40 protein-coding genes and 1 tRNA gene are annotated in these 19282 nt (G+C 69.8%); 5 read left to right on the forward strand and 36 right to left on the reverse strand.

All coding sequences use genetic code 11. The features are described from left to right. Positions 1 to 11: 11 nt before the first annotated feature. From ACIQTP_RS02685 to ACIQTP_RS02715, 7 genes are all read right to left on the reverse strand, one after another. Positions 12 to 173, reverse strand: a complete 162-nt coding sequence (locus ACIQTP_RS02685) for a hypothetical protein (protein ID WP_376327258.1) — start codon at positions 171 to 173, stop codon at positions 12 to 14. Positions 174 to 187: 14 nt separating this feature from the next. Further along, a complete protein-coding gene (locus tag ACIQTP_RS02690) occupies positions 188 to 1693 on the reverse strand; it encodes a hypothetical protein (protein WP_403395521.1) in 1506 nt (501 codons plus the stop codon). Then, entirely contained in the window at positions 1674 to 2252 is a 579-nt protein-coding gene (locus tag ACIQTP_RS02695) for a hypothetical protein (protein WP_403395523.1), read from the reverse strand. Before ACIQTP_RS02695 ends, ACIQTP_RS02690 begins: the two co-directional genes overlap by 20 nt. Positions 2253 to 2360: 108 nt before the next feature. Then, the gene (locus tag ACIQTP_RS02700) at positions 2361 to 2663 is read right to left on the reverse strand and encodes a hypothetical protein (RefSeq protein WP_403395525.1); all 303 of its coding nucleotides are present in this window, start codon (positions 2661 to 2663) and stop codon (positions 2361 to 2363) included. A 72-nt stretch (positions 2664 to 2735) separates the two neighbouring features. After that, the gene (locus ACIQTP_RS02705) at positions 2736 to 2996 is read right to left on the reverse strand and encodes a hypothetical protein (protein WP_403395527.1); all 261 of its coding nucleotides are present in this window, start codon (positions 2994 to 2996) and stop codon (positions 2736 to 2738) included. Between the two features lie 137 nt (positions 2997 to 3133). Further along, positions 3134 to 3481, reverse strand: coding sequence for a hypothetical protein (locus ACIQTP_RS02710; protein WP_403395529.1), 348 nt, complete (start codon positions 3479 to 3481; stop codon positions 3134 to 3136). A 17-nt stretch (positions 3482 to 3498) separates the two neighbouring features. After that, the gene (locus ACIQTP_RS02715) at positions 3499 to 3843 is read right to left on the reverse strand and encodes a DUF6011 domain-containing protein (RefSeq protein WP_403395531.1); all 345 of its coding nucleotides are present in this window, start codon (positions 3841 to 3843) and stop codon (positions 3499 to 3501) included. A 111-nt stretch (positions 3844 to 3954) separates the two neighbouring features. Here ACIQTP_RS02715 and ACIQTP_RS02720 point away from each other — a divergent pair, with 111 nt between their 5' ends. From ACIQTP_RS02720 to ACIQTP_RS02730, 3 genes are read left to right on the forward strand one after another with little or no spacing between them, the layout of a single operon-like run. Further along, positions 3955 to 4320 (forward strand): hypothetical protein, encoded by a 366-nt coding sequence (locus ACIQTP_RS02720; protein WP_403395533.1) that lies wholly within the window; start codon positions 3955 to 3957, stop codon positions 4318 to 4320. Then, positions 4317 to 4595, forward strand: a complete 279-nt coding sequence (locus ACIQTP_RS02725) for a hypothetical protein (protein WP_403395535.1) — start codon at positions 4317 to 4319, stop codon at positions 4593 to 4595. Before ACIQTP_RS02720 ends, ACIQTP_RS02725 begins: the two co-directional genes overlap by 4 nt. Next, positions 4592 to 4810: a hypothetical protein gene (locus tag ACIQTP_RS02730; RefSeq protein WP_403395537.1), complete on the forward strand. Its 219-nt coding sequence runs from the start codon at positions 4592 to 4594 to the stop codon at positions 4808 to 4810. Before ACIQTP_RS02725 ends, ACIQTP_RS02730 begins: the two co-directional genes overlap by 4 nt. 49 nt (positions 4811 to 4859) lie before the next feature. Here ACIQTP_RS02730 and ACIQTP_RS02735 read toward each other — a convergent pair whose 3' ends face one another. The 12 genes from ACIQTP_RS02735 to ACIQTP_RS02790 form a co-directional block, all read right to left on the reverse strand. After that, positions 4860 to 5258, reverse strand: a complete 399-nt coding sequence (locus ACIQTP_RS02735; RefSeq protein ID WP_403395539.1) for a hypothetical protein — start codon at positions 5256 to 5258, stop codon at positions 4860 to 4862. A gap of 162 nt (positions 5259 to 5420) precedes the next feature. Further along, the gene (locus tag ACIQTP_RS02740; RefSeq protein ID WP_390929254.1) at positions 5421 to 5600 is read right to left on the reverse strand and encodes a hypothetical protein; all 180 of its coding nucleotides are present in this window, start codon (positions 5598 to 5600) and stop codon (positions 5421 to 5423) included. 73 nt (positions 5601 to 5673) lie between these two features. Further along, positions 5674 to 5844 (reverse strand): hypothetical protein, encoded by a 171-nt coding sequence (locus tag ACIQTP_RS02745; protein ID WP_390929252.1) that lies wholly within the window; start codon positions 5842 to 5844, stop codon positions 5674 to 5676. A 10-nt stretch (positions 5845 to 5854) separates the two neighbouring features. Next, the gene (locus tag ACIQTP_RS02750) at positions 5855 to 6466 is read right to left on the reverse strand and encodes a hypothetical protein (RefSeq protein ID WP_403395541.1); all 612 of its coding nucleotides are present in this window, start codon (positions 6464 to 6466) and stop codon (positions 5855 to 5857) included. After that, complete coding sequence (locus ACIQTP_RS02755) at positions 6463 to 6960, reverse strand: hypothetical protein (RefSeq protein WP_319750573.1); 498 nt, start codon at positions 6958 to 6960, stop codon at positions 6463 to 6465. The genes ACIQTP_RS02750 and ACIQTP_RS02755 overlap by 4 nt, the downstream gene beginning before the upstream one ends. A gap of 10 nt (positions 6961 to 6970) precedes the next feature. Then, entirely contained in the window at positions 6971 to 7141 is a 171-nt protein-coding gene (locus ACIQTP_RS02760) for a hypothetical protein (RefSeq protein WP_403395544.1), read from the reverse strand. Then, positions 7138 to 8193 (reverse strand): hypothetical protein, encoded by a 1056-nt coding sequence (locus tag ACIQTP_RS02765; protein WP_403395546.1) that lies wholly within the window; start codon positions 8191 to 8193, stop codon positions 7138 to 7140. The genes ACIQTP_RS02760 and ACIQTP_RS02765 overlap by 4 nt, the downstream gene beginning before the upstream one ends. 34 nt (positions 8194 to 8227) lie before the next feature. Next, positions 8228 to 8560, reverse strand: coding sequence for a hypothetical protein (locus ACIQTP_RS02770; protein ID WP_403395549.1), 333 nt, complete (start codon positions 8558 to 8560; stop codon positions 8228 to 8230). 80 nt (positions 8561 to 8640) lie between these two features. Continuing rightward, positions 8641 to 8844: a hypothetical protein gene (locus ACIQTP_RS02775; protein WP_403395552.1), complete on the reverse strand. Its 204-nt coding sequence runs from the start codon at positions 8842 to 8844 to the stop codon at positions 8641 to 8643. Continuing rightward, positions 8844 to 9011 carry a hypothetical protein gene (locus tag ACIQTP_RS02780; protein ID WP_403395554.1) on the reverse strand — a complete coding sequence of 56 codons (168 nt, stop codon included), beginning with the start codon at positions 9009 to 9011 and terminating at the stop codon, positions 8844 to 8846. Before ACIQTP_RS02780 ends, ACIQTP_RS02775 begins: the two co-directional genes overlap by 1 nt. Further along, positions 9008 to 9250: a hypothetical protein gene (locus ACIQTP_RS02785; RefSeq protein WP_403395556.1), complete on the reverse strand. Its 243-nt coding sequence runs from the start codon at positions 9248 to 9250 to the stop codon at positions 9008 to 9010. The genes ACIQTP_RS02780 and ACIQTP_RS02785 overlap by 4 nt, the downstream gene beginning before the upstream one ends. Then, entirely contained in the window at positions 9247 to 9552 is a 306-nt protein-coding gene (locus ACIQTP_RS02790) for a hypothetical protein (RefSeq protein ID WP_403395558.1), read from the reverse strand. The genes ACIQTP_RS02785 and ACIQTP_RS02790 overlap by 4 nt, the downstream gene beginning before the upstream one ends. Positions 9553 to 9737: 185 nt before the next feature. Between ACIQTP_RS02790 and ACIQTP_RS02795 the strand changes: the two genes are divergently transcribed. Then, positions 9738 to 10007 carry a helix-turn-helix domain-containing protein gene (locus ACIQTP_RS02795; protein ID WP_403395560.1) on the forward strand — a complete coding sequence of 90 codons (270 nt, stop codon included), beginning with the start codon at positions 9738 to 9740 and terminating at the stop codon, positions 10005 to 10007. Beyond that, complete coding sequence (locus ACIQTP_RS02800) at positions 10000 to 10452, forward strand: DUF6221 family protein (RefSeq protein WP_403395562.1); 453 nt, start codon at positions 10000 to 10002, stop codon at positions 10450 to 10452. The genes ACIQTP_RS02795 and ACIQTP_RS02800 overlap by 8 nt, the downstream gene beginning before the upstream one ends. Before the next feature lie 384 nt (positions 10453 to 10836). Here ACIQTP_RS02800 and ACIQTP_RS02805 read toward each other — a convergent pair. The 17 genes from ACIQTP_RS02805 to ACIQTP_RS02885 form a co-directional block, all read right to left on the reverse strand. Beyond that, positions 10837 to 10902: transfer RNA gene (locus tag ACIQTP_RS02805), tRNA-OTHER, on the reverse strand. Positions 10903 to 10925: 23 nt separating this feature from the next. Further along, the gene (locus ACIQTP_RS02810; protein ID WP_403395564.1) at positions 10926 to 11480 is read right to left on the reverse strand and encodes a hypothetical protein; all 555 of its coding nucleotides are present in this window, start codon (positions 11478 to 11480) and stop codon (positions 10926 to 10928) included. A gap of 2 nt (positions 11481 to 11482) precedes the next feature. Continuing rightward, positions 11483 to 11707, reverse strand: coding sequence for a hypothetical protein (locus ACIQTP_RS02815; protein WP_403395566.1), 225 nt, complete (start codon positions 11705 to 11707; stop codon positions 11483 to 11485). Further along, positions 11700 to 12080 (reverse strand): hypothetical protein, encoded by a 381-nt coding sequence (locus tag ACIQTP_RS02820; RefSeq protein ID WP_403395568.1) that lies wholly within the window; start codon positions 12078 to 12080, stop codon positions 11700 to 11702. Before ACIQTP_RS02820 ends, ACIQTP_RS02815 begins: the two co-directional genes overlap by 8 nt. Further along, positions 12077 to 12418 carry a hypothetical protein gene (locus ACIQTP_RS02825; protein WP_403395571.1) on the reverse strand — a complete coding sequence of 114 codons (342 nt, stop codon included), beginning with the start codon at positions 12416 to 12418 and terminating at the stop codon, positions 12077 to 12079. The genes ACIQTP_RS02820 and ACIQTP_RS02825 overlap by 4 nt, the downstream gene beginning before the upstream one ends. Continuing rightward, positions 12411 to 13022, reverse strand: coding sequence for a hypothetical protein (locus tag ACIQTP_RS02830; RefSeq protein ID WP_403395573.1), 612 nt, complete (start codon positions 13020 to 13022; stop codon positions 12411 to 12413). The genes ACIQTP_RS02825 and ACIQTP_RS02830 overlap by 8 nt, the downstream gene beginning before the upstream one ends. Then, on the reverse strand, positions 13019 to 13189 hold the full coding sequence (locus ACIQTP_RS02835) for a hypothetical protein (protein ID WP_403395576.1): 171 nt from the start codon (positions 13187 to 13189) through the stop codon (positions 13019 to 13021). The genes ACIQTP_RS02830 and ACIQTP_RS02835 overlap by 4 nt, the downstream gene beginning before the upstream one ends. Beyond that, positions 13186 to 13566: a hypothetical protein gene (locus ACIQTP_RS02840; protein ID WP_403395578.1), complete on the reverse strand. Its 381-nt coding sequence runs from the start codon at positions 13564 to 13566 to the stop codon at positions 13186 to 13188. Before ACIQTP_RS02840 ends, ACIQTP_RS02835 begins: the two co-directional genes overlap by 4 nt. Continuing rightward, complete coding sequence (locus tag ACIQTP_RS02845; RefSeq protein WP_403395580.1) at positions 13563 to 13961, reverse strand: ead/Ea22-like family protein; 399 nt, start codon at positions 13959 to 13961, stop codon at positions 13563 to 13565. Before ACIQTP_RS02845 ends, ACIQTP_RS02840 begins: the two co-directional genes overlap by 4 nt. After that, positions 13958 to 14092 (reverse strand): hypothetical protein, encoded by a 135-nt coding sequence (locus tag ACIQTP_RS02850; protein WP_403395582.1) that lies wholly within the window; start codon positions 14090 to 14092, stop codon positions 13958 to 13960. The genes ACIQTP_RS02845 and ACIQTP_RS02850 overlap by 4 nt, the downstream gene beginning before the upstream one ends. Next, positions 14089 to 14880, reverse strand: a complete 792-nt coding sequence (locus tag ACIQTP_RS02855) for a DNA methyltransferase (RefSeq protein WP_403395584.1) — start codon at positions 14878 to 14880, stop codon at positions 14089 to 14091. The genes ACIQTP_RS02850 and ACIQTP_RS02855 overlap by 4 nt, the downstream gene beginning before the upstream one ends. Continuing rightward, the gene (locus ACIQTP_RS02860) at positions 14877 to 15134 is read right to left on the reverse strand and encodes a hypothetical protein (protein WP_403395587.1); all 258 of its coding nucleotides are present in this window, start codon (positions 15132 to 15134) and stop codon (positions 14877 to 14879) included. The genes ACIQTP_RS02855 and ACIQTP_RS02860 overlap by 4 nt, the downstream gene beginning before the upstream one ends. After that, positions 15131 to 15949 (reverse strand): hypothetical protein, encoded by an 819-nt coding sequence (locus ACIQTP_RS02865; protein WP_403395588.1) that lies wholly within the window; start codon positions 15947 to 15949, stop codon positions 15131 to 15133. Before ACIQTP_RS02865 ends, ACIQTP_RS02860 begins: the two co-directional genes overlap by 4 nt. Before the next feature lie 74 nt (positions 15950 to 16023). Continuing rightward, complete coding sequence (locus ACIQTP_RS02870) at positions 16024 to 16506, reverse strand: hypothetical protein (protein WP_403395589.1); 483 nt, start codon at positions 16504 to 16506, stop codon at positions 16024 to 16026. Between the two features lie 118 nt (positions 16507 to 16624). Then, on the reverse strand, positions 16625 to 17056 hold the full coding sequence (locus ACIQTP_RS02875; protein WP_403395591.1) for a DUF4326 domain-containing protein: 432 nt from the start codon (positions 17054 to 17056) through the stop codon (positions 16625 to 16627). Between the two features lie 99 nt (positions 17057 to 17155). Continuing rightward, positions 17156 to 17419: a hypothetical protein gene (locus tag ACIQTP_RS02880; RefSeq protein ID WP_403395593.1), complete on the reverse strand. Its 264-nt coding sequence runs from the start codon at positions 17417 to 17419 to the stop codon at positions 17156 to 17158. 309 nt (positions 17420 to 17728) lie between these two features. Continuing rightward, positions 17729 to 19249, reverse strand: coding sequence for a DnaB-like helicase N-terminal domain-containing protein (locus ACIQTP_RS02885; protein ID WP_403395595.1), 1521 nt, complete (start codon positions 19247 to 19249; stop codon positions 17729 to 17731). Positions 19250 to 19282: the final 33 nt, after the last annotated feature.

Here is a 19282-nt window from a genome sequence, read left to right on the forward strand (position 1 = left end):
CACCTCCCTCATCAGTCGCTGTCGAGCACCCATTGCAGGACGCAGGTGAGGACTCCTCCGGCGATGAGACCAACCCCGGTTCCGAAGATATTCCAGCATCCTGCTGTGATGAGTGTAAATCCTCCTGTCAACATGGATGCTGGCCGCAAATCTTTCAGCTTCTTGGGGTTCACGCGAAGGTCCCTCATCACAGCCACCTCACTCGTGTCCGGCCCGCGGCATAGAACGCCAGCAGCAACGCATCCGCGTTATCCGGCGACCGGCCGAGCCGCTTCCTGATCTCGTCCTTCGGCTCCACCCGGATCCGCCCCTTCGGGTCCACGTCCCACCGCGGCTCCAGCAACTGCGCCACCGTCGTATCCGCGTTGTCCATCGTGGCCAGATGCCAGCCGCCCGACTCCGACAGGCCCCGGCCGAGCTCCCACCACAGTTCGGCCCGCAGGTTCATGAACTTGTCCGACTGCGACGCCGCCTCAGCCACGTTCACGCCGACGACCCGCGCATTGTGCTCGCCCCGGTTCGCCGCATTCCGCAGCTCGCCGATCACACCGAAGCCGATACCGATGCTGTCGACCTTCACCGCCGTCGCCCCGGACTCACGGATCGCCCGCAACACCAGCGGGGCAATCTGCTCGGGCCGGTCCGTGTGCGCCCGCCACTCCCTGCCGGCCTGGAACCCGCGGCGCTCCCGGATGACGGTCTCGTCTCCGCCGCCGCCGACGTCGACTCCGAGCTCGACGGGAAGGAACTTGTCGGCGGGCGGGCGGCTGTCCCATGGGAGGCGGCAGCGGGCAATGTCGGAGCCGCGGACGACCTGGTTGGGGCCGTCCTCGGAGAACTCGCCCAAGACTTTGGAGCGGTAGACGGGGTTCTCCTCGCCCCACTCCTTCGCCTTCTCCTCCACCCACTCCCGGCCGACCAGCGCCGCGGACATCTCGTGCGGGACGTCCTCGCCGGTCAGGTTCGGGGAGTCGAAGGCGCTGATCGCCATCTGATGCCAGCCCGACCCGGGCGTGCACACACGCCTGAAGTGCGACGCAGGGTTGTCCGGGTTACCGATCGCGACGATCCGGCAGTCCGGGCCGGTAGCGAGCGCGTCGGCCGCGGTCCACAGCTGCTCGGGGATGCCGCACGCCTCGTCCAACACGACCAAGACATAGCGGGCGTGGATGCCCTGGAAACCGTCCGTGTCGGTGTCTGCGGGCTTCCGGCCGTAGCCGACGAGTTCGTCGTCGATGAGCCACTCGGTCTGGTTGACCCGGCCCGCGAGCTGTCCGGCGCGGTGGTGCTTGCGGATGTACCGCCACAGGATCGCCCGCACCTGCGAGAACGTCGGCGCGGTGGACACCACGAAGGCTTCACCGGGCGGATGCGTGTCGAGCCACCAGCACGCGATGAGCGCGGCCGTCCACGACTTCCCCACACCGTGCCCGGAGCGGACGGCGACACGACGGTGGTCGCGGACCGCGTTGAGGATCTCCCGCTGTTTCGACCACACCGTCTGACCCAGGCGTTCCTCCACCCAGCGCACCGGGTGCGCCCCGTACTTCGCGGTCCGGCCGGCGAGGGCGTTGCGGTCGACGAGGGTCTTCAACTGGTCGCGGAGCATCTTCAACTGGCGGGTGTCGCCCGCGCGCACAAGCTGGCCGACTTGGGAGCGGATCCGCTCGATGTCAGCTGCTGGCGTCGTCACTGGCGGTGCCGCGGTCGAGGAGGGCGCTGATCTCGTCGCCGAGCTGCTGCGCGTCGACGCTCACGCGGGAGGGCGCGTCGAGGCCGAGGAGTTTGCGGTACGACTCGCGGACCTTGACGAGGCGGTCGATCGCGGCGAGTTTCGGTCCGTCGTCGAGGAGCACGTTTCCGTCGTCGTCCTTGATGACCTTGCCGTGGGAGACGGTGACGTGGTCGCGCAGGAGGACTTCGAGGGCTTCCTCGTACAGGGTGTCGAGGCGTTCAGCTTCGTGGGCGATCAGCTTTTCGGCTGGCTCGCGGACGATCTCGCGGAGGACTCCGCGGATGGCCCTACGTGCGGTGCTCTTGTCGTAGTAGCCGAGCTCTTCCGCGATCGCGGCCAGGGTCCAGCCTTCGGCGCGGAGTTGGGCGGCTTGGGCGTCGCGGGCCGCGCTTTCGAGGGTGCGGACAAACCGGTTTTGCCCGTCGCGGGCCCTGGCTTGACTGTCGCCGGTGGTGTGGCCGGCGGGCTGCTCGTGGGCGGGCTCGGCCGGTACGGGTGGCTCGTTACCGGTTTCCATGGTCTGATGGTAACGAGGGTGTGCAACTGGTGGACGGTGGTGCACGCGGTGAAGGCCCGCTTCCCTGACTGGGCGTCCGGGGAATGCGGGCCTTCGGCGTGCGCGGGGTTAGCGCTGCGTGCTCTTGTCGAACTGGGGGGCCAGCGCCCAGAAGTCGACTGCCTCGAACGCTGCGGCGATATCGACGTCCACGACCGGGTGCGGCCCGTAGAACTCGTCGCCGTGCATGCTCACGCCGGTGGGCTCCAACTCCTTGTTGATCGCGTCCCGGTAGGCGTCGGCGAGGCCGTCGATGTCGTAGGCGCTGGCGTACTCGCCGAGCGCGACGGCCACGTAGTCGTGGAGGCTGCGGGTGGTAGAGGCGTCGGGGCAGTGCAGGGCGAAGCTTCCGTACTGGGCGCCGGTGGTCATGGGGTTCCCTTTCGGTGGTGGCTGAGGTCTGGTCTACCGGATGGGTGCGACAGTGCGTGGGGACGGGGCGGTCTACCACCAGCCGTTGCGGGACCGCCAGACGGGCGTGTTCCGCCCGGTGACCTTCCGGTGGACGAGAACGCCGAGCAGGTAGAACGGCTTGACGCACCACCAGGCGAGCCACGCTTCCGCGACGACGATGTAGCCGATCAGCTTGAAGACATCGGCCGCTGAGCTGGAGCCGGACCGGCGCCGGCGCCGGCGGCTGATGAGCGGGATTGATCCGCCGATGGAGAACGGGCCGGGGAGCGGGATGGAAATCCGAAGACGCACGGGTGCAACCTCTGTGGACGTTGGGCGCGGAGTCGCTGCGGAGCATCTTCTCGTGCTCGGGCGGGCGATCGCGGTGGATTCGGGTGGATAGGTCAGGCCGCGAACGACATGCTCGCGGCCAGTTGGCGTGCGGTGAATCAGAAGCCGCCGCCGGGGAACGTCGGGGTCGGGCGGCGCTTGCCCGCGTCGATCGCCCATCCGCCCATGCCAGTGGGCCGGAAGTCGTTCGGGGCGTCCACGTCGCGGGGCCGCTGCTCTTCGATGATCTGACTCAGCCACTCCGGCATGTCGGCGACGGGCGGCCAGTGTTCGGCAGCGTCGTCGTACTCGATGGTGATGTCGACTCGGGTGATGTCGGCGCGCAGGCCGTAGATGAGGCGCAGGCCGAGGGGCCGGCGGGTATTGCCGACGATGTTGGTGAGCTTGGGGGCGTCGGTGAGGTCGATGCGGACCTCGTGGCGGATCTCGCGGACGGTGGCAGTCATGGCGGGCTCCTTCGGGTTCAGGCGGCGAGCAGGAGGCGGGCGGCGAGCTGGTGGTAGCAGCGGGAGCCCTTCGTGCCGGCGGGGCAGGTGCAGGCGGTGGGGGCGGTCTTGTAGGTCTCGGTGCCGTCGGTGCTGACTGCGATGAAGATGACGCTGCGGAGGGGGATGATCGCGCCGTCTTCGATGAGCTCGCGGGCGGAGGCGATCTGGTGGGCCTTGTAGTCGGTGGTGTCGACGGTGGCGGTGCGGATGTGGCGGGCGCACCTCGGGCCGTAGCCCAGAGCGGCTGACTTGGCGGAACGGAGGGTGCGGCCGCAGCGGAGGCAGTTGGTGTGCTGGTGGGTGGTGGCTGCGGCGTTCATGTGGTCCCCCTCGTTCGCTTCCTTGTGGCTACAAAGCTACGCCATTTGTGGCCACAAAGCAAGAGGATGAAGACACTCGTTTGTGGCTACAATCTCGGGTAAGCTGCCAGCATGGAACCCACCGCCGAAACCGAGTACGACACCCCCCGAAAGTTCCGCGCCCCCGACGACGAATGGGAGCCGTTCGAGGCCGCCACCCGCGCCGTGCACCCCGAGGGCCGCAGCCCGCGCGGCCGTGTCATCCGCGAGTTCATGCGCTGGTACATGCGCCGCCCCGGAGCCAAGCTCCCGGAGCGCCCGGCCGCCGGACCGTGGACCCGCAGCGCCAACGCGTGCAACGCCCCGGGCGACGCGCCGAACAGCAGCGGCAAAGAGCGCTGCGAGCTGCCTGCCGGGCATGCCGGACGCCACTACGAGGGCATCACGACGTGGCCGCAGAGGAAGCGCCCGGTGGGCAGCGAGGAGAAGAACGCATGAGCGTGGAGATCGAACTGCTCGGCGGCCCGGCCGACGGCCGCCGCATCGCAATCCAGGGTGACCCCCTGGACCCGCCGCTCACACACAAGGTGTTCCAGGCGGTGCACTCCGGAAACGTGTGGACTACGGGCCGTCAGGACCAGTCATCGAGCGCCGGGATGACCCTGCACCTCTATCGGCGTGAGGTCAACCGGGGCGATGACGGCGCGCTGTGGCTGTACCGCCACGACCCCAGCGCGGGCCCGGTGCGTCCGGGCGAGGAGCCGACCACATGAGCAGCACGCCGCAGCGCGGCTACCGGCACGAATCCGAGGAATGCCTCGCAGCCCTCACCGACGCAGCCATCAGCGTCCAGACGGCACTGAGGCGCCTGAGCGCTGCACCCAACGCCGACGGGCTCACGAAGAACGCCATTGAGATCCAGCTCACGGAGATCCGGCGGGGACTCGACGACCTAACCCGCCGCCTGGACGAACTGCCCACCGCATGACGAAGGCCCCGCCCGGAACCCTCCCGGACGGGGCCTTGCTGCGCCACGGTCAGTACTCGCCCGACGCCCGCAACTCGTCTGTCACTACTTTCAAGTTGCCTGGGCAGTACGCCTTCACTCCGGCCACGAGCAGCGAGTTCGCATCCTGGCTCACCGTCCCCCAATCATCCCCGACCGGGTACAAGTTGCCGCCCCCAAGATCGAATGTCCACTTCGTGCTGTGCCCTGCATCGAGCGCATCGCACCACTTCGGCGGAAACACGAGCAAGTCAGCATCGGTCGGGCTGCCGTTGAACGTGATCCCGTGGGCGACCTTCAGATACTGGTCGGCCTTGCTGACGGTTGGCGACGGGCTCGGCTTGGCAGCTGCTTTGCTGCCGCCGCTACCCCCGCACCCGGAAAGAGCGAGCACGGCAGTGAGTAGCAGGGCGGTGGTGGTGTGGCGCATGGTCCCCCCAAGGACGGTGTGTGGCCCGGATCGTAGCGCCGGCCGCCGACAACCGGCCCCGGAACGACGACAACCCCCACCGCAGGGGGGAAGTGCGGTGAGGGTCGTCTCCCAGGGTGCCGGGCGCTACCCGGCGTGCAGCCTCCAGTGTCGCAGGCCCGGTCAGTCGTCGTCCTCGGCGACCGCAATCTCAACCTGCTTGATCTTCCCGCTCGTCGACAGCTCCGCACGGATCACGTTGCCGCCCGGCACCCGTGCGTTCCGCGCCGCCTCCACGAACGCGGCAAGCTCGTCGAGCGTCAGATCCTTCTCTTCCCCCGTGAACTTCAGCGTGGCCGGCATGAGCTCAGGATGACGCACGAAAGCCCCGCCGCGGGAGGGGTTCACGGCGGGGCCTCGACGTGGTGGGGCAGCGTCATGCGTGTGGAAGTTCCAACTCCTCGAACTCCGCGCGTACGTCGGCCGGGTCCATCCGGCCGTCTGCCAGTTCGTAGATCAGCCCTACGGCATGCCATACGTCGCCGTCGGTCGCGTCGCGCAGTGCAGACGCGATGGTCTTGATCAGTGCGAGGCGTTCGGTCTCCATCGTGGGCTCCTCAGTTGCGGACTTGGTGGCGGCGGCGGGTCTCGCTGCCGTCCTTGACGACCACTCCCGCGAGCCCGATCGGCTCGCTGGACAAGCCCTGTTGGTTGGTTGGTTGTCCCTGGTCAACGCCACCAACAGGGGTCTCCTGAACGGGGCGGGGGAGGGGCGGCAGGTCGTCCTTATGTACGCCCACCCCCGTGCTGTCCCCGTTGCGCACCGCACGCCGCACCCGGACCTGGTGGCCTTCGAGGAGCGCCCGCGCGGCGCCCGTGTCGAGGTCGAACGCGGCCGCGAAGTCGGCGAGGAACACGTTCGGATTGGCGACCTCGTGCAGCGTCTCGACGACGTCCTCCGCGGTCACCTCGTCCGCCGTAGACGGCGCCTCGTCGCTGCTCCCCTGGCGCCGGCCGATCCATCCGCGGGTCTTCTGCCAGCCTCGGCACGCCATGATCCCGGCGACGAAGTAGGCGACGTACGGGAACACGATGACGACTGCGGCCAGCGCCGCGAGGGCGACGGAGGCGAGGATGAGTTTGGCGGTCCGCTCGCTCATCCCGGCCGGCTCCCCCGGTTGCTTGGACTCCCCCGGTGCTTCGGTCTCCGGGTCCTCGTCGGCGCTCACCCGAACACCCCGGTGAAGCCGACGCCAGCGAGGTTCACGCCGCTGCCCAGCGGGATCGCCGCGACCCCGGCGACGTTGCCCGACAGGGCCACCAGGATCCCGGCCACACAGCCGAGGAGGATCTTGCTCTTGGACTGGCGCGGCCCCCACTTGAGCAGGGCCAGCAGCACGATCGTCAGCAGGAACACGACCGCGTACCCGCCGGGCGTCAACGCCAGCTGGTGGGCGCGGGTCACGTCCGGTGCGGTGCCGCCGATGCCCCAGACGAGCGCGGTGTATCCGGCGACGTTGCCCGCCCACAGGGCGAGCCACGTGGCCACGCCGAGGACGGAGAACGCGCCGAGCGCGGCGAGCGCGGCAAGCATCCCGTAGAGCAGGGCGAGGACGAAGGGGACGAGGGCGCCCCATCGCTTCTTCTCTTTGAGGTACCAGCGCATGAGGAAGGCGAGGACGATGCCGACCCCGAGGGCGACGCCGCCGAGGTTGATGGCCATGTACGGCATTTCAGTGGCTCCAGACGGCCGCGACGAATGCGGTGATGGTGGTGATGACGGCGACGGTGCGGGCGGCGGGCAGCAGGTACTCGCCGCGGTAGTGGTGGGGCGCGATGGCGTGGAGGCCGGCCGCGGCGAGGAGCGCGACGAGGGCGAAGACGATGAGCCAGGCGACGTTCACAGGTACTGCCCCGTTCCGTCGCTGATCCGGACGCGCGCGTCCTTGAGCCGGCGCCCGGCGGTGGCCTGGCTCACGCCGAGGAGTTGAGCCGCGGTGGTCTTGGTGAGCTGCTCGCCGCACCTGAGCCGTGAGGCGAGGGTGACGATCTGCTGCTCGATCTGATCCGCCTGATCCGACTCCGGCTCAGGGCTCGGCTCAGCGGGGCTCACGGTGACCGGCTCAGCCGGGCTCAAGACGGGCTCACGTGATCCCTGCTGGTCAACGGGCAGTACAGGGAGCGGGAGCGCCGTCAGAGTGGGCTCGGGTGCGGCGACGGTGAGCGCGGTCTGCACGGTCGTCTCAAAACCCGGCTCACGGTCTGAGCCGGGCTCAGGCTCATGAGCCGCGGGCTCAGCCGGGGGCAGTACAGGCTGAGCCGAGGGTGAGCCGAGCATCGTTGCGAGCGCCGTGTCCGCGCCCTCGGTGAGCCGCTCCCGCTGCACCTCGACGAGCCCTGAGCCGAGCGCCGTGTCCTCCTCCCCGACCTTCCCCAGGAGGCGCCAGGCCGTGAGCTGAGACCACTTCTGCACCCAGCCCCACGGGTGCCGTGCCGCGCGCGCCTGGTGGTACGCGATCCTCCGGAGCGTCACGGCGTTACGACGCTGCACCTCCATGTCAACGCCCGTCGAGTACACGACGATCCGGCGAGCGAGGAGCCCGAGCCCTTCCGCGGACACGGTCATGGCCATCGGGGTGACGGCGAAGACGACCGCGTCCCGGGCGCCGGGCGCGACGATCGCACCGGTGACGGACGCCGCCATGGGCAGGAGCCAGAGCCCGGCCCGGACTGCGCGCGGTGAAGCCTGACCAAGCATGGTCAGCCCGACGAGGACCAGGGCGAGAACCAGGGTGGCGCCTTCCCCTGCGGCGACGACGCCAGCCGCGGTGGCCTTGCGGTGGAACACCGAGGTGATGTTGGCGTAGGTGCCCCAGGCTCCGAGGCCACCGGCCCCGATCATCGGGAGTGTGGCGGCGGCGAGGACGGCTTTCTGTCCTCTGGTCAGGGTCTTCACGGTGGCTCCCGGGTGGCGTACGGGGGTGGCGGGGTCAGCGCTGCGCGCACTTCGCTTCGACGAGTACGGCGGCTCTGTCCCAGTCGAGGGAGTCGTCGCCGCCCGCGCCGGCGCGCATCTGGTCAGCGCCCCAACTGGTGCCGTAGAGCGCCAGGCCAAAGCACATGGCGTTCTTGTCGGCTTCGGTCTGCTGGTCCCAGGAGAGGTCGACGAGGTTCTGCGTCGTGTCGTCGGCGGTGGGGGCGGGGTCGGTGGTTTCGATGACGGTGGTGGTGGCGGGGTTGTCGCTGCTCCCGGCCGATGTGCAGGCGGTGAGGGCGAGCACAGCGGCGGCGCATATGGCGGCGAGGGCGTGGCGGATCTTCATGAGCGTGGGTCTCCGTGGGATGAAGCCGTCCCCCGCGGGGGGATGGTCGCGGGGGACGGCGGTCTGGTGGGGCGGTTGGTCTAGCGGGGCCGGTACCAGCCGCCCTTGCGGTCCTGCTGCCGGTCGGCGTCCTCCCAGGCCTGGCCTTGGCGGGCCGTCTTGGTGACGTTCTTCCGGTAGCTCTGCCGGCGTTTCCGCGCGGCGGCGTCGCTGGCCGACTCGCGGCCGGGCCGGGCGGCGGCGCGCTCGTGGTCGTTGCCGAAGACGCGATCGAAGAGGCCCATCAGCTGCGCCCTCCTGCCGCGTTCATGCGGGTCTCAGCGAGCTGGGTGCGCGCGGCACCGGCTGCTGCGGCCTGCTGTCCGGGGGTGCGGAGGTCGGAGGCGCAGGCCTGCACGGTCGCGGGCTGCGCCAAGATCTGGTTCGGCTTCGGCGTCCGGTCCTTGCTCATCGGACGACTCCGATCTCACGCAGCCGGGCCGCGTACTCGCCGCGGGTGATCGGTGCGGTGACCTCGGGGATGAACTCCAAGAGGAGTCCGGCGTATCCGTGGGTGACCTCGGCCGCGAGCGCGCGCCGGTCGGCCGCGGTGAACTCGGCGTCGGCCGGCTGTTCGGGGTCTTGGTCGAGGCGGTCGGCCATGGTGATGAGGTGCGCGCGGGGGACGGTGTAGGTCGGGTGGTCGCTCATGCCGCGGCCCCGGCGATCTCCCGCAGCGCGGCCGCGTACTCGGTGGTGCTCCCGGAGACCGGGGGCAGCGCGGCGAGGGCGGCGGCGCGGGCGTGGGTCCGAACCCACTTGCTCGTCACGGGGTTGAGGACGGTGGTCGTGGCGGCGAGTACGGCTTGGGCGCGCCGGCCGTCGGTCATGCTCGCGGTCGGCGGGATGGTGTCAAGGCGGTCGGCGGCGTGGGTGAGGATCTGCGCGGCGAGGGTCTCGGCGTCAGTGCGGGGGGTGTGCTGGTCAGGGGCTTGGTCGCTAGGCTTCGGCATGCCTGCCTCTTCGTGGAGTTGAAGGTGGGTGCCCCCGGTCCATGTGGCGTTCGCAGCGCCGGGCCGGGGGCTTTGTGCATCAGCAGTGTTGGGCTGCTTCCGTCACTGTATGGCATGCCATACGCTTGGGGGAAGCGGCCCGCCCGAACGAGATGAGGCCGGGTGTGATCGAGGAGGTTCAGAGGGTGGTCGACGCCGTGAACGCAGTGCGTGCAATCGAGGACCCGGTGCGGCGGGCGCGAGCCATCAGCGAACTGCTGAAGTCGCAGACCGAGAAAGAGCCTGAACTGCGAGATGAGCGGCGGGAGATCGTGCTGCGGATGCGCGAGGAGAAGATCTCGTTCCGGAAGATCGCCGCCGCGCTCGACGTGTCGCTCGGCACGGTGCAGGACATCGTTCGTGGCCACTCTGGCCCGTGGGGTTCGAGGCCGAAGAAGGAGGCGTCGGATGGATGATCTCGTGCAGTGGCTCGGCGGGCAGCTCGACGTGGACGAGCAGATCGCGCGGGAGGCGACCCCGGGCCCGTGGCGGAACGCTCCGACGGCTCGCCATCACGCCACAGCGTCCGGCCGGTCCGAGGAGGCAGTGTTCGGGGCGCCGCCGGAACTGGGCGCCACGATCGTCGCCACGACCGGTGAGGCAGTGGATCGGCGACACCTGGTCGATGCCGAGCACATCGCCCGTCATGATCCGGCTCGGGTGCTGCGGGAGATCGACGCCAAGCGCGCCATCGTCGCCCGCTACGAGTTCGCCTGCCGCGAGGCCAGTCGCGTCGACATCGCCGAGGACGAGCGTGAGACGTGGATCCGGGTAGGTGGGGCTCTTCAGTCCGTGGTCATCCAGCTCGCTGCGCCGTACGCTGGCCGTCCTGGATTCAAGGCAGAGGAGTGGGCACCGTGAGCGACACCACCTGGGGCTGAGCCCCGAACACGACGAAGGCCCCTGCTGACTTGGGAGCAGCAGGGGCCTTCGTGCTGTCCGTCATCTTCCGCTACCCGACTGCCCGGGCGTACGGTCGTGCGCGAGGGGGGGCGCCCACTCGAACCGTGGCCCGCCGGCCTGTATGGGACGGCGGGCCACGGCATGTCCGGAAGCTGATCGGCGCCCCGTTGCCTAGGACGGGGCGCCGCCACGGTCCTTGCGGATACCGCATCCCTCGATTGCTGCCGGGTGCACCACGTTGCAGGAGAGCGGCAGCCCCGTCCGGGACCTCTATGGGCCCGCTCGGCTGTGGGCCGACTGGTTCTCGGGTGCCCGGGTTTCCCACGAGCAGACGAGCGGGCGTTCCCTCGACGCGATTTGAACGCGCACATCCCCGCCGGGCGCTCTGCCTAGTTGAGCTACGAGGGAACCCACTCAGGATGCCACGCCCGTCAAGCCGCGCGTTCGAGCGTGATCACCCCGGGGTCTGCGTCCACGGGGATCGCCCGACGACGGAGCCTCTGCCGGAAAATGGCCACCTCGTACGCAGCGCGCAGCAGAGCCACGGACATGTCGACCGTCCTCTTCGCGAGCCCCGTCCCGTCGCGCTTCCCGCAGGTCAACAGGTACTCGGTCATGAAGTCGACGTCGTCCTTAGTGAGGTGCTGCGCCCGGTACTGGCCAATGAGCTCCCGAACGTACCGCAGGCCGCGCCGGTAGTTGTCGCGGGTGCGGTCGCCGCAGGTCAGTCCTTCCATGTAGTCGTCGAGGATCTCGTCGACCGTGGGCCCGTCACATAGCACCTGGACGAGGGCCTGCTCGCATTCCTGCGCGGTGCCGTACGGCCCGATACGCGGCTGGCGGCGGCGCCCATTGGGAGCGCGTTGTACCTCGTACCGGGCGTACCAGGCCCCATGGTCCTCGCGGTCGAGGCACGGACACCTCTTGCCGAGGAGCCGCGTAGTCCCTGGCGCCCGACACGAGCATGCCTTGTACGGCTTCGGCATCTTCACGACTGTGCCTTCCAGTTGGGGCCGCGCAGTGCCGGCGGGACCTCGGACATCGGGGTGACCTTCCGGCCGAGCGACTTGCTGAGCTCGGCCGCGAAGTACTCGTCCATCCACGCGATCTCTTCGTTCATCTGCGCGCACGTGATCCCGGGGTGGTGGGCGTGGCGGCCGGTGTCGCAGGCGGGGACGAGCACGGTCAGCTTCCGGGCGTGCAGGTCAGGCACCGGGCTGCTCCTCGCTGTTCGTGGCCGGGCGGCGTAGCACGGTGCACTGGTGGCAGGTGCAGTGCTTGACGCAGCGGACCCCGTTCCAGCACCCGCATGCCTGCTCGTCGTCGACCGGGCGCAGCTCCACCACGGGGTGCGCGCCCTGATTGTTGCCGTACGCGGCCAGCCACCGCGCCTTCAATTCCTCGTACTCCGCATCCGACATACGCCGGTCGAAGGTGATCACGCCGCCCCTGTTGGCCACGGCGAAGGTGCGGTCGCGTGCCCGCTGTAGGTCCCGTGCGGTGTGACGGATGCGAACCAGCGCGGTGATGGCCACGAGGGCGGCGGTCCACGCGATGGCGCAGGCGAGGATCTGGCCGGTCGTCACGAGGGCTGCTCCTTGGTACGGCCGGGGCACGTGGGGCAGAGCTCCAGCCCGGCGTTTGTGGGCGGGCAGTCGCACCGCTCCTTGGGTGGGTCGGAGGTGGCGGTCGGCCGCCAGTCCTCCACCAGCTCCAGCAGCAGCGCCGCGTGCTCGGGGTCGTACCCGACGACCTGGTACAGGACTTGGTCGCCGATGTTGATGCAGTCGGCGCCTTGGACTCTGGCGCCCCAGCCTGTGTTGGCGAGGACGGCGAGCGCCATGCGGGTGCGGGGTGGGGCAGTCTCGACGATGAGGCCGTGGCCGAGCTTGCGGGTGAGCTGAATCTCGCCGACGTCAGACACTGGGCTGCTCCCCGTCCGCACGGTGCGGGACGGCACCGATCGCGCTGTCGTTCCACACGTGCCGGCCGTACGGGCTGGCCTTGCCGGCGTGCCATTCGCCGTACTGACCTTCGGTGTGGTTGGCGCGGAACGCGCAGCTTTGGACGCCGTCGGTGGTGGTGTTGGTGATGGTGGCGGTGCATGGCGGGATGTCGGCGTGGGTGGTGGCCACGTGTTCGTCGAGGCGGTTGCGGAGAATGTGGTCGGGGCAGTGGGGGCAGCGTTCGCGGACGAAGTCGTCGGGGGTGGCCGGGGCGCCTTCGACTGTCACGGCGTGGCCGGGCTCGGTCGCTTGGGTCGCTGCCGGGGTGGGCTCGTCGTGGTCGAGGGCGGCGCGCAGCAGCTCGGCTCCGCGCTTGAGCTGATCGGTGCGCTTGGCCCAGTAGTCCATGAGGGTGCGCACGCGGGCGAGCGCGGCCTCGGCACGGGCCCGTGGTTCCCTGTCAGGGCAACGCTCGTGCCAGGCGCGGAGTTTGTCGTTCTCCGTCTCGGCCGCTTCCAGTCGGTCGTACAGCTGGTCGAGTGCGTCGCTGTTGATCGTGTCGGCGGTGTGGCGGTCGGTCATCGGTTCCTCCGTGCTGCGCGCTGCATGGCACGCCGCGTCTTGCGGTTCGGTGCGGGGTCGGGTGCGTCGTCGTCGATGACGGTCTCGGTGCGGACGAGGCGCTGCTCCCACGTGCTGCCCGGGGCGGGCGTGTGCTCGCCCCGGGGCGTGGACGACGGGCCGGTCACGCGGCTGTGTCCTCGTCGTAGTGCGCGGTGATCTCAGCGAGTGCCTGCTGCTCGGCAAGGCTGAGGCTCGTCCGGGCGGCGGGCGGGCGGGTGCAGTCGTGCCCGTGGACGGCGCCGTCCGAGCTGGCCCAGAAGGAGCAGCAGGGTTGCGGGGGTTCGATGACGGCCTCACCGCGGGCCAGACGCTCCAACCTGATGGCGATCTCCCGTTGCCGGGCGCGCCGGTGATGCCGCTCCCGGGACGCGCCCTCAGCAAGGAACGCGGCGACTCCGAGGAACACGGTGGTCTCCCACCACAGGTGGTGGCTGGCGGCGGCGATGCCGGCGGATGCGAGGGTTGCGGCGCCGAGGGTGAGTGCGGTTTCGAGTCTGGTCATCGCTGCTCGCCTCCGTTGATCTGGCGGGCCACGGCGAGGGCGGGCTTGGCGGACTCGGGACACGGCCCGTTGTCGCAGCACAGGTAGTGGCCTCGGCAGTGCTCGGCCGCGACGTCCAGCCAGTCGGCGAGGGCGAGGCCGACGCCGGGGCCCATGGCGGCGATGTACGCGGCGTCGGGCCACGCGTTGCGGGTCTCGTCCCACGGCTCCTGCGACATCGACGGCAGCCAGGCGCGCAGGTCGGTGTCGTTCCCTTCGCCTGACAGGACGGTCGCGGCGTAGCCGTACTGGCCGAGGTGAGTGTCGTGTTGGCGCCACGGGCCGGGCGTGGCTGCTTCGGCGCGCTGCCTCAGCGTCTGCGCGGCGGTGCGGAGTTCGTCGGCGGGTGCGGTCATCGGGTCCTCCGGTTGCGGATCGTGTGGGTGAGGGCGCGCCCGCCCCGCCGGATGGCGAGGAGGGCGCAGAACGCGAAGGGCCAGAGGATGACGGAGACTCCGAGGACCCAGCCCCAGTCGACGCGGCTCACAGCGCTCCCATCTGCGCAGCCAGCCGCTCGGCCGCAACGACGCGCTGGACGCACTGTTCGGCGTCGGCGCGCTTGGTCTCCACGAGGAAGCAGCGGCGGCCTTCGAGGACCGCGGCGACCCCAGTGCTCCCCGAGCCCGCGCACGGGTCGACGACCAGCTCGCCGCGCACGGTGGACGATTCGATGAGGTCGGCCATCAACGGGACGGGCTTCTCGTTCGAGTGCCGGGCATAGCCCCGCCCAGGGCGCTGGTAGCGGAGGACCGATCCGCGGCGCAGGCGGGCCGACAGATTCCCGGCGCCCTTCTCCCGGTCACTGCGCCTCTTCACGTGCACACCGAACGTGAACGACTCGTGTCCGGGCCCCCACGGGGACGTGAGGTCGCCGCTGCCGAGGTCGAGCTTGTCCCACACCAGCTCGGCCGTCCCGCCCAGCCGCAAAGGTGCGGTGAGCTCATCAGGCCGGTAGCCGAAGACGTAGACGTGCCGGGACGGGGCGAGCCCGCCGTTGAACGTCCCCTCCGGCCCGACCCACTGGCCGAGGACGGCAGGCCAGTCGACGGTGCCGTCGTCTCCAGGGATCTCCGTGAACCGGCCGCTCCGCCCGGAGTTGTAGCGCATGCCGTAGGGCGGGTCGGTGCACAGCAGCCCGTACCAGTCGGGGACGGAGGCGATGATCTGTGGGTCGCGGCAGTCGCCCCAGATGACCGTGGCCCGGTCGGAGGCGTGGAGGATCTCGCCGCCTGGGGGTGGGGTCAGTGTGAGTGCGAGTGGCTCAGCGGTGGTCACGCTGCCTCCCGGTAGGTGTGTGTCTCTGTGGGCTCGCTGTGGCGCCTGCGGGCACGGTGCGCGTGGATTCGGGCGCGTATCCGTCCACGCGCCCACGACGGCCCGCGCAGTACGCGCCGTGCCGTCTTCCAGCCCTGCGCGACGGCGAGCATGGTCGTGAACAGGGCGACGGTCGCGACGAACGCGAAGGCGATGATCCAGGCGACGATGGCCCAGCCGATGGAGACAGCGGTGTCGATGGCCTCGGGGATCACTGGGTGGACTCCTCGGTGTGCTCGGCCTCGACGGCGGTGGTGGTGTGGAACCGCACGAGGCGCCACGCGTGCTTGCGATCCTTCGCGCGCTCGAACTCGTTCAGCGCTTCGTCGTGATCGGTGCGGAGAGCCCAGCTGCGCCAGGCGCCGTCGTGCCAGCGGGTTTCGATCTGCCAGGACGTTTCGGGCGGGTACGGCGTGGGCTCGGGCTGCTGCGCCTCGTCGGCCATGCGGCTCGGGCTGGTCCCGCAGTCCGGCTCGCACAGCTCGTGGTCGCCCTCGGCGTGGGCCATCAGCCGCTCGTGCGTGGTGCACGGCTCGCCGCCCGGCTCGCAGCCTCCGACGCTGCACGGCGTGGCCACGTACTCGGCCTCGTCCGCCTTGCGGAGGAAGCGCTCCATGAGCGTGAAGGCCCCGTCGGCGTGGTCGTTGAGCGCCTTCGAGGCGTACACCGCTCCGGCCTCGTCGCAGATCTCGGCAACCTCCCGCAACACGGCGGCCCGGTCGGCGGGCGCAGACGGCACGGCGGCATGAGCACGGGCCACAGCAGCGGCGAACGCAGCGATGGTCCGCGGGTCGTCGCACACCAGCTGCGGCGTGTTCTCGTCGTCCCGAGCGCAGCGCTCCCAGACGGTGATGGCGATGACCTCCATCAGCGGGTCGCCGTCCACCCAGATCGCGTTGTCGATGTACGGCTTGGCGGATGCCTTGAGTGCGAGGCGGGCTTTGAAGTCGTCGATGGCCTTGCGGTCTGCGGGGGTGAGTTGGACGTTCGGGTTGTTGCCGCAGCGCGGGCCTACGGATCGGTCGGTCATGGTGTGGCTCCCTGGTGGTGTGGAAGGCTGACGGCACGGCCGCCCCGAGTCCCGCGGGGCGGCCGGCCCGTTGGTCAGGCGCAGATGACGCACCGGTGATCCGCGATCTCGTTGTCGTGGCAGCGGTCGACGCAGCCGCGGCAGTACGGCGTCAGGTGGTAGCGGGCCCGCCCATCGAACCGGGTGTCGGCCGGGTCGAACGGCTGCTTGCACTTGCCGCACGACTCGGACGCGGCGACGGCCGACTGCTCTGCGGCCGCCGTGCGGCGGTCGATGGCCTCGACCCACGCAGCCGCGACGGCCGCAACCTGGATCAGCTCGGCGCGGAGCCGGGCCGGGTCCCGCTCGGCGTTCACCTCAGCGACTTCCTCCGCGAGGATGTCGGCCCACGTGCCGTACCCGGACCCGAAGGCGGCCTCGCACCACTTACGCGCCTGGGCCGCGTAGTCCTGCTGCGATTTGTTGCCGGTGCCGTCGGGGTGGTTCTGCTCGCCCCATTTGGTGTTCTGGCGGACGCGTTCGGCGCCGATGTCGGCGAGGACTCGGGCGATGGTCATGGGGTGTGCTCCTGACTGGTGGTTCAGTATGGGCGGTGGTGTTACTGGCTGGTTGTTCAGTAGTGGACGGCCTGTTGGTAAGGGGTGGGGCGGTGTGCGGGGGGTTACGTGTGCGCGGTCAGGTGGTGGACTGCGGCTGGTTGGCGATCTCCAGGAGGACGTCGGCGTGGCAGGGCTGGTCGGTGGGGCACCAGCACATGAGGTCGCGGCCGGCGAGGTGTTGGCGTGCTGCGGCGGCGAGGTCGGCGCGCTGGTCGATCCACTGGCGGTACATGGCGACGGCTTGTTCGGGGGTGGCGTCCTGGACGAGGTGCGAGGTGATCGTCTTGTCGGGGTGGACGAAGCCGTGGTGCAGGCCGCTGGTCTTGCCGAGGCGTCCTTCGCGCTCCCACTCGGATCCGTCGAGGGCGGGCATGCGGACCTGCGTGCAGGGGTTGCCCCAGCGGGTGCCGCGGCCGACGTAGATGGCGCCGTGGGGTGCGCGCCATCCCTTCGTGCGGCGGCGCTGGATGCGGCGGGGCTCGTCGAGGGTGGTCTGTCGGGGTGTCATGCGCTGTGCCTCTCCGTGTGGTTGTCGACGGGGTGGGTGGGCTTGTCGGGGTGGCTGCCGGTGGCGGGGTCGCAGCCGAGGTGGGTGTCGTATCCGCGGTCAGCGTTCGGCTCTGATGAGTTGGATCACCTCGTGTCGGCGTTGGCAGAGGCCGCCGCATCCGTGGCTGTCGATGAGTTCCTTGGCTGCTGTGGCGTCTTCGGCGGTCTGGCTGAGCTGGACGGTGGTGCCGCGTCCGCAGCGGGCGACGGAGGCGTATGGGCCGTTGCCGTGGATCCAGAGGGCTTTGGGCCAGATGCATTTGGCGAAGGTGGTGAAGGTGCGGTGGGTGCGGGTGCAGTTGTGGCGGCGGTAGGTCTTCAACGGGGGGCTCCTGGGGTGGCTGTGGTGGATGCGACCCCCTCCCTCTACGTAGTAGAGGGGGGTCGCGTGAAGCTGTGCGTGAAGCGAGCGTGAAGCTGTGACCTGCGGGTTCCTTGATCAACGTGAAGCGCGTGAAGCGGAGCGTGAAGCGGAGCGTGAAGCTGGGGTGCGTGAAGGTGCGTGAAGCTCTGCGTGAAGCTGTGACCTGCACGGACCTTGATCGACGTGAAGCGCGTGAAGCGTTCGTGAAGCAGATTTCTCAAGATCAACGTGAAGCGCGTGAACAGGAGCGTGAAGCGGAAACGGTCCTTACTCCTCATCGGGGAGGACCCCCTGCTCGTCGAACGCGGCGAAGTACGCGCTCGCCGCGGTACGGCCCGAGCCGAGCTTCTGGACCACGGCAAGGCGGTTCTCGACGTACGTGTCGAGGCGCCGACGGGCCTTCTCGATCTCACTCTGGGTCGGCTTGGCCTTCGGGTTGGGGTACAGATTCACGGCCAGCGCGGCAGGAGTGAGGCCCTGCGGTCCGGCGGCCCTCAGAAGGGCGAGGATGTCGACCTGGTGCCACACCTCGGTGCGGCCCACCGGGTGGTCGTGGCGCAGCTTCCACGGCCCGCACTCGCCCGCCGGCTGCTTGAGGTGACGCATGCTGACGATGGGCTCGCCCGCGGCGCCCCACAGGGAAACAACGGATCCGGCACCGGCGGTGATCCATGTGGAGCCGTACAGCTCATCGAGGGACGTGGGCTCCTTGCTGCCCTCCTTGCCGCCGCCCTGCTTGCGGTGGTGGTGCAGGCCGATGACTTCCTTGCCCTCGACAAGGGTCCGCTGGATCGCGCCGTTGATGGCCTGCCCGCCTTCCTCGGAGGCAAGTTCACCGGCCATGTCCTTCAGGGAGTCAAGGCACACGGCGTCGGCTCCCGCGGCCTCGCACAGGCGCAGCAGGATGCCGGGGTCCTTGATGAAGTCGGACGGCGGCGGGCCAGGCCAGAACACGAGGTGCTCGTCGAGGAGTTCGCGGTCCTCGGGACGGACCATGCGGGCCATGGAGCGGGCGGCCTGCTGGGGGCGGTCGGAGGCGAGGTAGAGGAATCTTTTGAAGCGGCGGACGGGCATACCGAAGACGCCGCCGTGGTGGACGCCGATGGCGTTGAGGATGACCTGCTGCGCGACGGTGGTCTTGCCGACGCCGGACGGCCCGGCGATCAGGAGCGCTTCACCTTCCGCCCACAGGACTTGCTCGCCGTCTCCCCACAGGGTGGGCACGGTGTCGGGCCGGTCGAGGATGAACGACCCGCCGGGCAGGAGGCGGGAGGTGATGGGGTTGGCGCTGGTGTTGCCGGTGCGCTGCTGGAGGTATCCAGCGATGTCTTCTTCGAGGTCGTCGGGGATGCCGCCGCTGAGGACGCCGGAGCGTAGCCGGATTGCGAGCTGTTCGATGCTGCGGAGTCGGGTCTTCTCGCGGAGGATCTCGGCGTAGTGGGCTGCGGAGCCGCCTCCGGCTTCGTTTGCGATGTCCCAGATGAGGGTGCCGTCGCCGCCGACTTGGCGGAGCTGGCCGAGTTTCTCGACGGCGGCGCGCAGGGAGACGGGGTCGGTGGGCTTGTGTTCGGCGAGTTGGTGGCCGATGACGTCCCACAGGAGCTGGTGCGCGGGGCGGGTGAAGTCGTCGCTGGAGACGATCTCGGCAGCCTCGGTGTACTCGCTGGCGCGGTGGATGCACTGCGCGAGGAGCGCTCGTTCGGCAGCCACGTCCGCGGGCGGGGGCGTCCTGTTGAGGCCGTCGTCGTCCGCCGTGTCGCGCGGGTTCATCTGGCGGACGTTGGTCACGTGCGGGCTCCTGTCGAAGAGGTGGTTCTTGTG

The sequence above is a fragment of the Streptomyces sp. NPDC090798 genome (assembly GCF_044768965.1).
Taxonomy (GTDB): domain Bacteria; phylum Actinomycetota; class Actinomycetes; order Streptomycetales; family Streptomycetaceae; genus Streptomyces.

Bases quoted from the DNA above. Each gene is read 5' to 3' on its own strand.
- ACIQTP_RS02870 (WP_403395589.1), bottom strand. From the start codon at position 16,506: ATGACCATCGCCCGAGTCCTCGCCGACATCGGCGCCGAACGCGTCCGC.
- ACIQTP_RS02755 (WP_319750573.1), bottom strand. From the start codon at position 6,960: ATGGCCATCAACCTCGGCGGCGTCGCCCTCGGGGTCGGCATCGTCCTC.
- ACIQTP_RS02790 (WP_403395558.1), bottom strand. From the start codon at position 9,552: ATGCCGAAGCCTAGCGACCAAGCCCCTGACCAGCACACCCCCCGCACT.
- ACIQTP_RS02725 (WP_403395535.1), top strand. From the start codon at position 4,317: ATGAGCGTGGAGATCGAACTGCTCGGCGGCCCGGCCGACGGCCGCCGC.
- ACIQTP_RS02730 (WP_403395537.1), top strand. From the start codon at position 4,592: ATGAGCAGCACGCCGCAGCGCGGCTACCGGCACGAATCCGAGGAATGC.
- ACIQTP_RS02840 (WP_403395578.1), bottom strand. From the start codon at position 13,566: ATGACCAGACTCGAAACCGCACTCACCCTCGGCGCCGCAACCCTCGCA.
- ACIQTP_RS02770 (WP_403395549.1), bottom strand. From the start codon at position 8,560: ATGAAGATCCGCCACGCCCTCGCCGCCATATGCGCCGCCGCTGTGCTC.
- ACIQTP_RS02775 (WP_403395552.1), bottom strand. From the start codon at position 8,844: ATGGGCCTCTTCGATCGCGTCTTCGGCAACGACCACGAGCGCGCCGCC.
- ACIQTP_RS02735 (WP_403395539.1), bottom strand. From the start codon at position 5,258: ATGCGCCACACCACCACCGCCCTGCTACTCACTGCCGTGCTCGCTCTT.
- ACIQTP_RS02780 (WP_403395554.1), bottom strand. From the start codon at position 9,011: ATGAGCAAGGACCGGACGCCGAAGCCGAACCAGATCTTGGCGCAGCCC.
- ACIQTP_RS02695 (WP_403395523.1), bottom strand. From the start codon at position 2,252: ATGGAAACCGGTAACGAGCCACCCGTACCGGCCGAGCCCGCCCACGAG.
- ACIQTP_RS02710 (WP_403395529.1), bottom strand. From the start codon at position 3,481: ATGACTGCCACCGTCCGCGAGATCCGCCACGAGGTCCGCATCGACCTC.
- ACIQTP_RS02700 (WP_403395525.1), bottom strand. From the start codon at position 2,663: ATGACCACCGGCGCCCAGTACGGAAGCTTCGCCCTGCACTGCCCCGAC.
- ACIQTP_RS02785 (WP_403395556.1), bottom strand. From the start codon at position 9,250: ATGAGCGACCACCCGACCTACACCGTCCCCCGCGCGCACCTCATCACC.
- ACIQTP_RS02845 (WP_403395580.1), bottom strand. From the start codon at position 13,961: ATGACCGCACCCGCCGACGAACTCCGCACCGCCGCGCAGACGCTGAGG.
- ACIQTP_RS02810 (WP_403395564.1), bottom strand. From the start codon at position 11,480: ATGCCGAAGCCGTACAAGGCATGCTCGTGTCGGGCGCCAGGGACTACG.
- ACIQTP_RS02745 (WP_390929252.1), bottom strand. From the start codon at position 5,844: ATGGAGACCGAACGCCTCGCACTGATCAAGACCATCGCGTCTGCACTG.
- ACIQTP_RS02830 (WP_403395573.1), bottom strand. From the start codon at position 13,022: ATGACCGACCGCCACACCGCCGACACGATCAACAGCGACGCACTCGAC.
- ACIQTP_RS02715 (WP_403395531.1), bottom strand. From the start codon at position 3,843: ATGAACGCCGCAGCCACCACCCACCAGCACACCAACTGCCTCCGCTGC.
- ACIQTP_RS02800 (WP_403395562.1), top strand. From the start codon at position 10,000: ATGGATGATCTCGTGCAGTGGCTCGGCGGGCAGCTCGACGTGGACGAG.
- ACIQTP_RS02875 (WP_403395591.1), bottom strand. From the start codon at position 17,056: ATGACACCCCGACAGACCACCCTCGACGAGCCCCGCCGCATCCAGCGC.
- ACIQTP_RS02740 (WP_390929254.1), bottom strand. From the start codon at position 5,600: ATGCCGGCCACGCTGAAGTTCACGGGGGAAGAGAAGGATCTGACGCTC.
- ACIQTP_RS02865 (WP_403395588.1), bottom strand. From the start codon at position 15,949: ATGACCGACCGATCCGTAGGCCCGCGCTGCGGCAACAACCCGAACGTC.
- ACIQTP_RS02720 (WP_403395533.1), top strand. From the start codon at position 3,955: ATGGAACCCACCGCCGAAACCGAGTACGACACCCCCCGAAAGTTCCGC.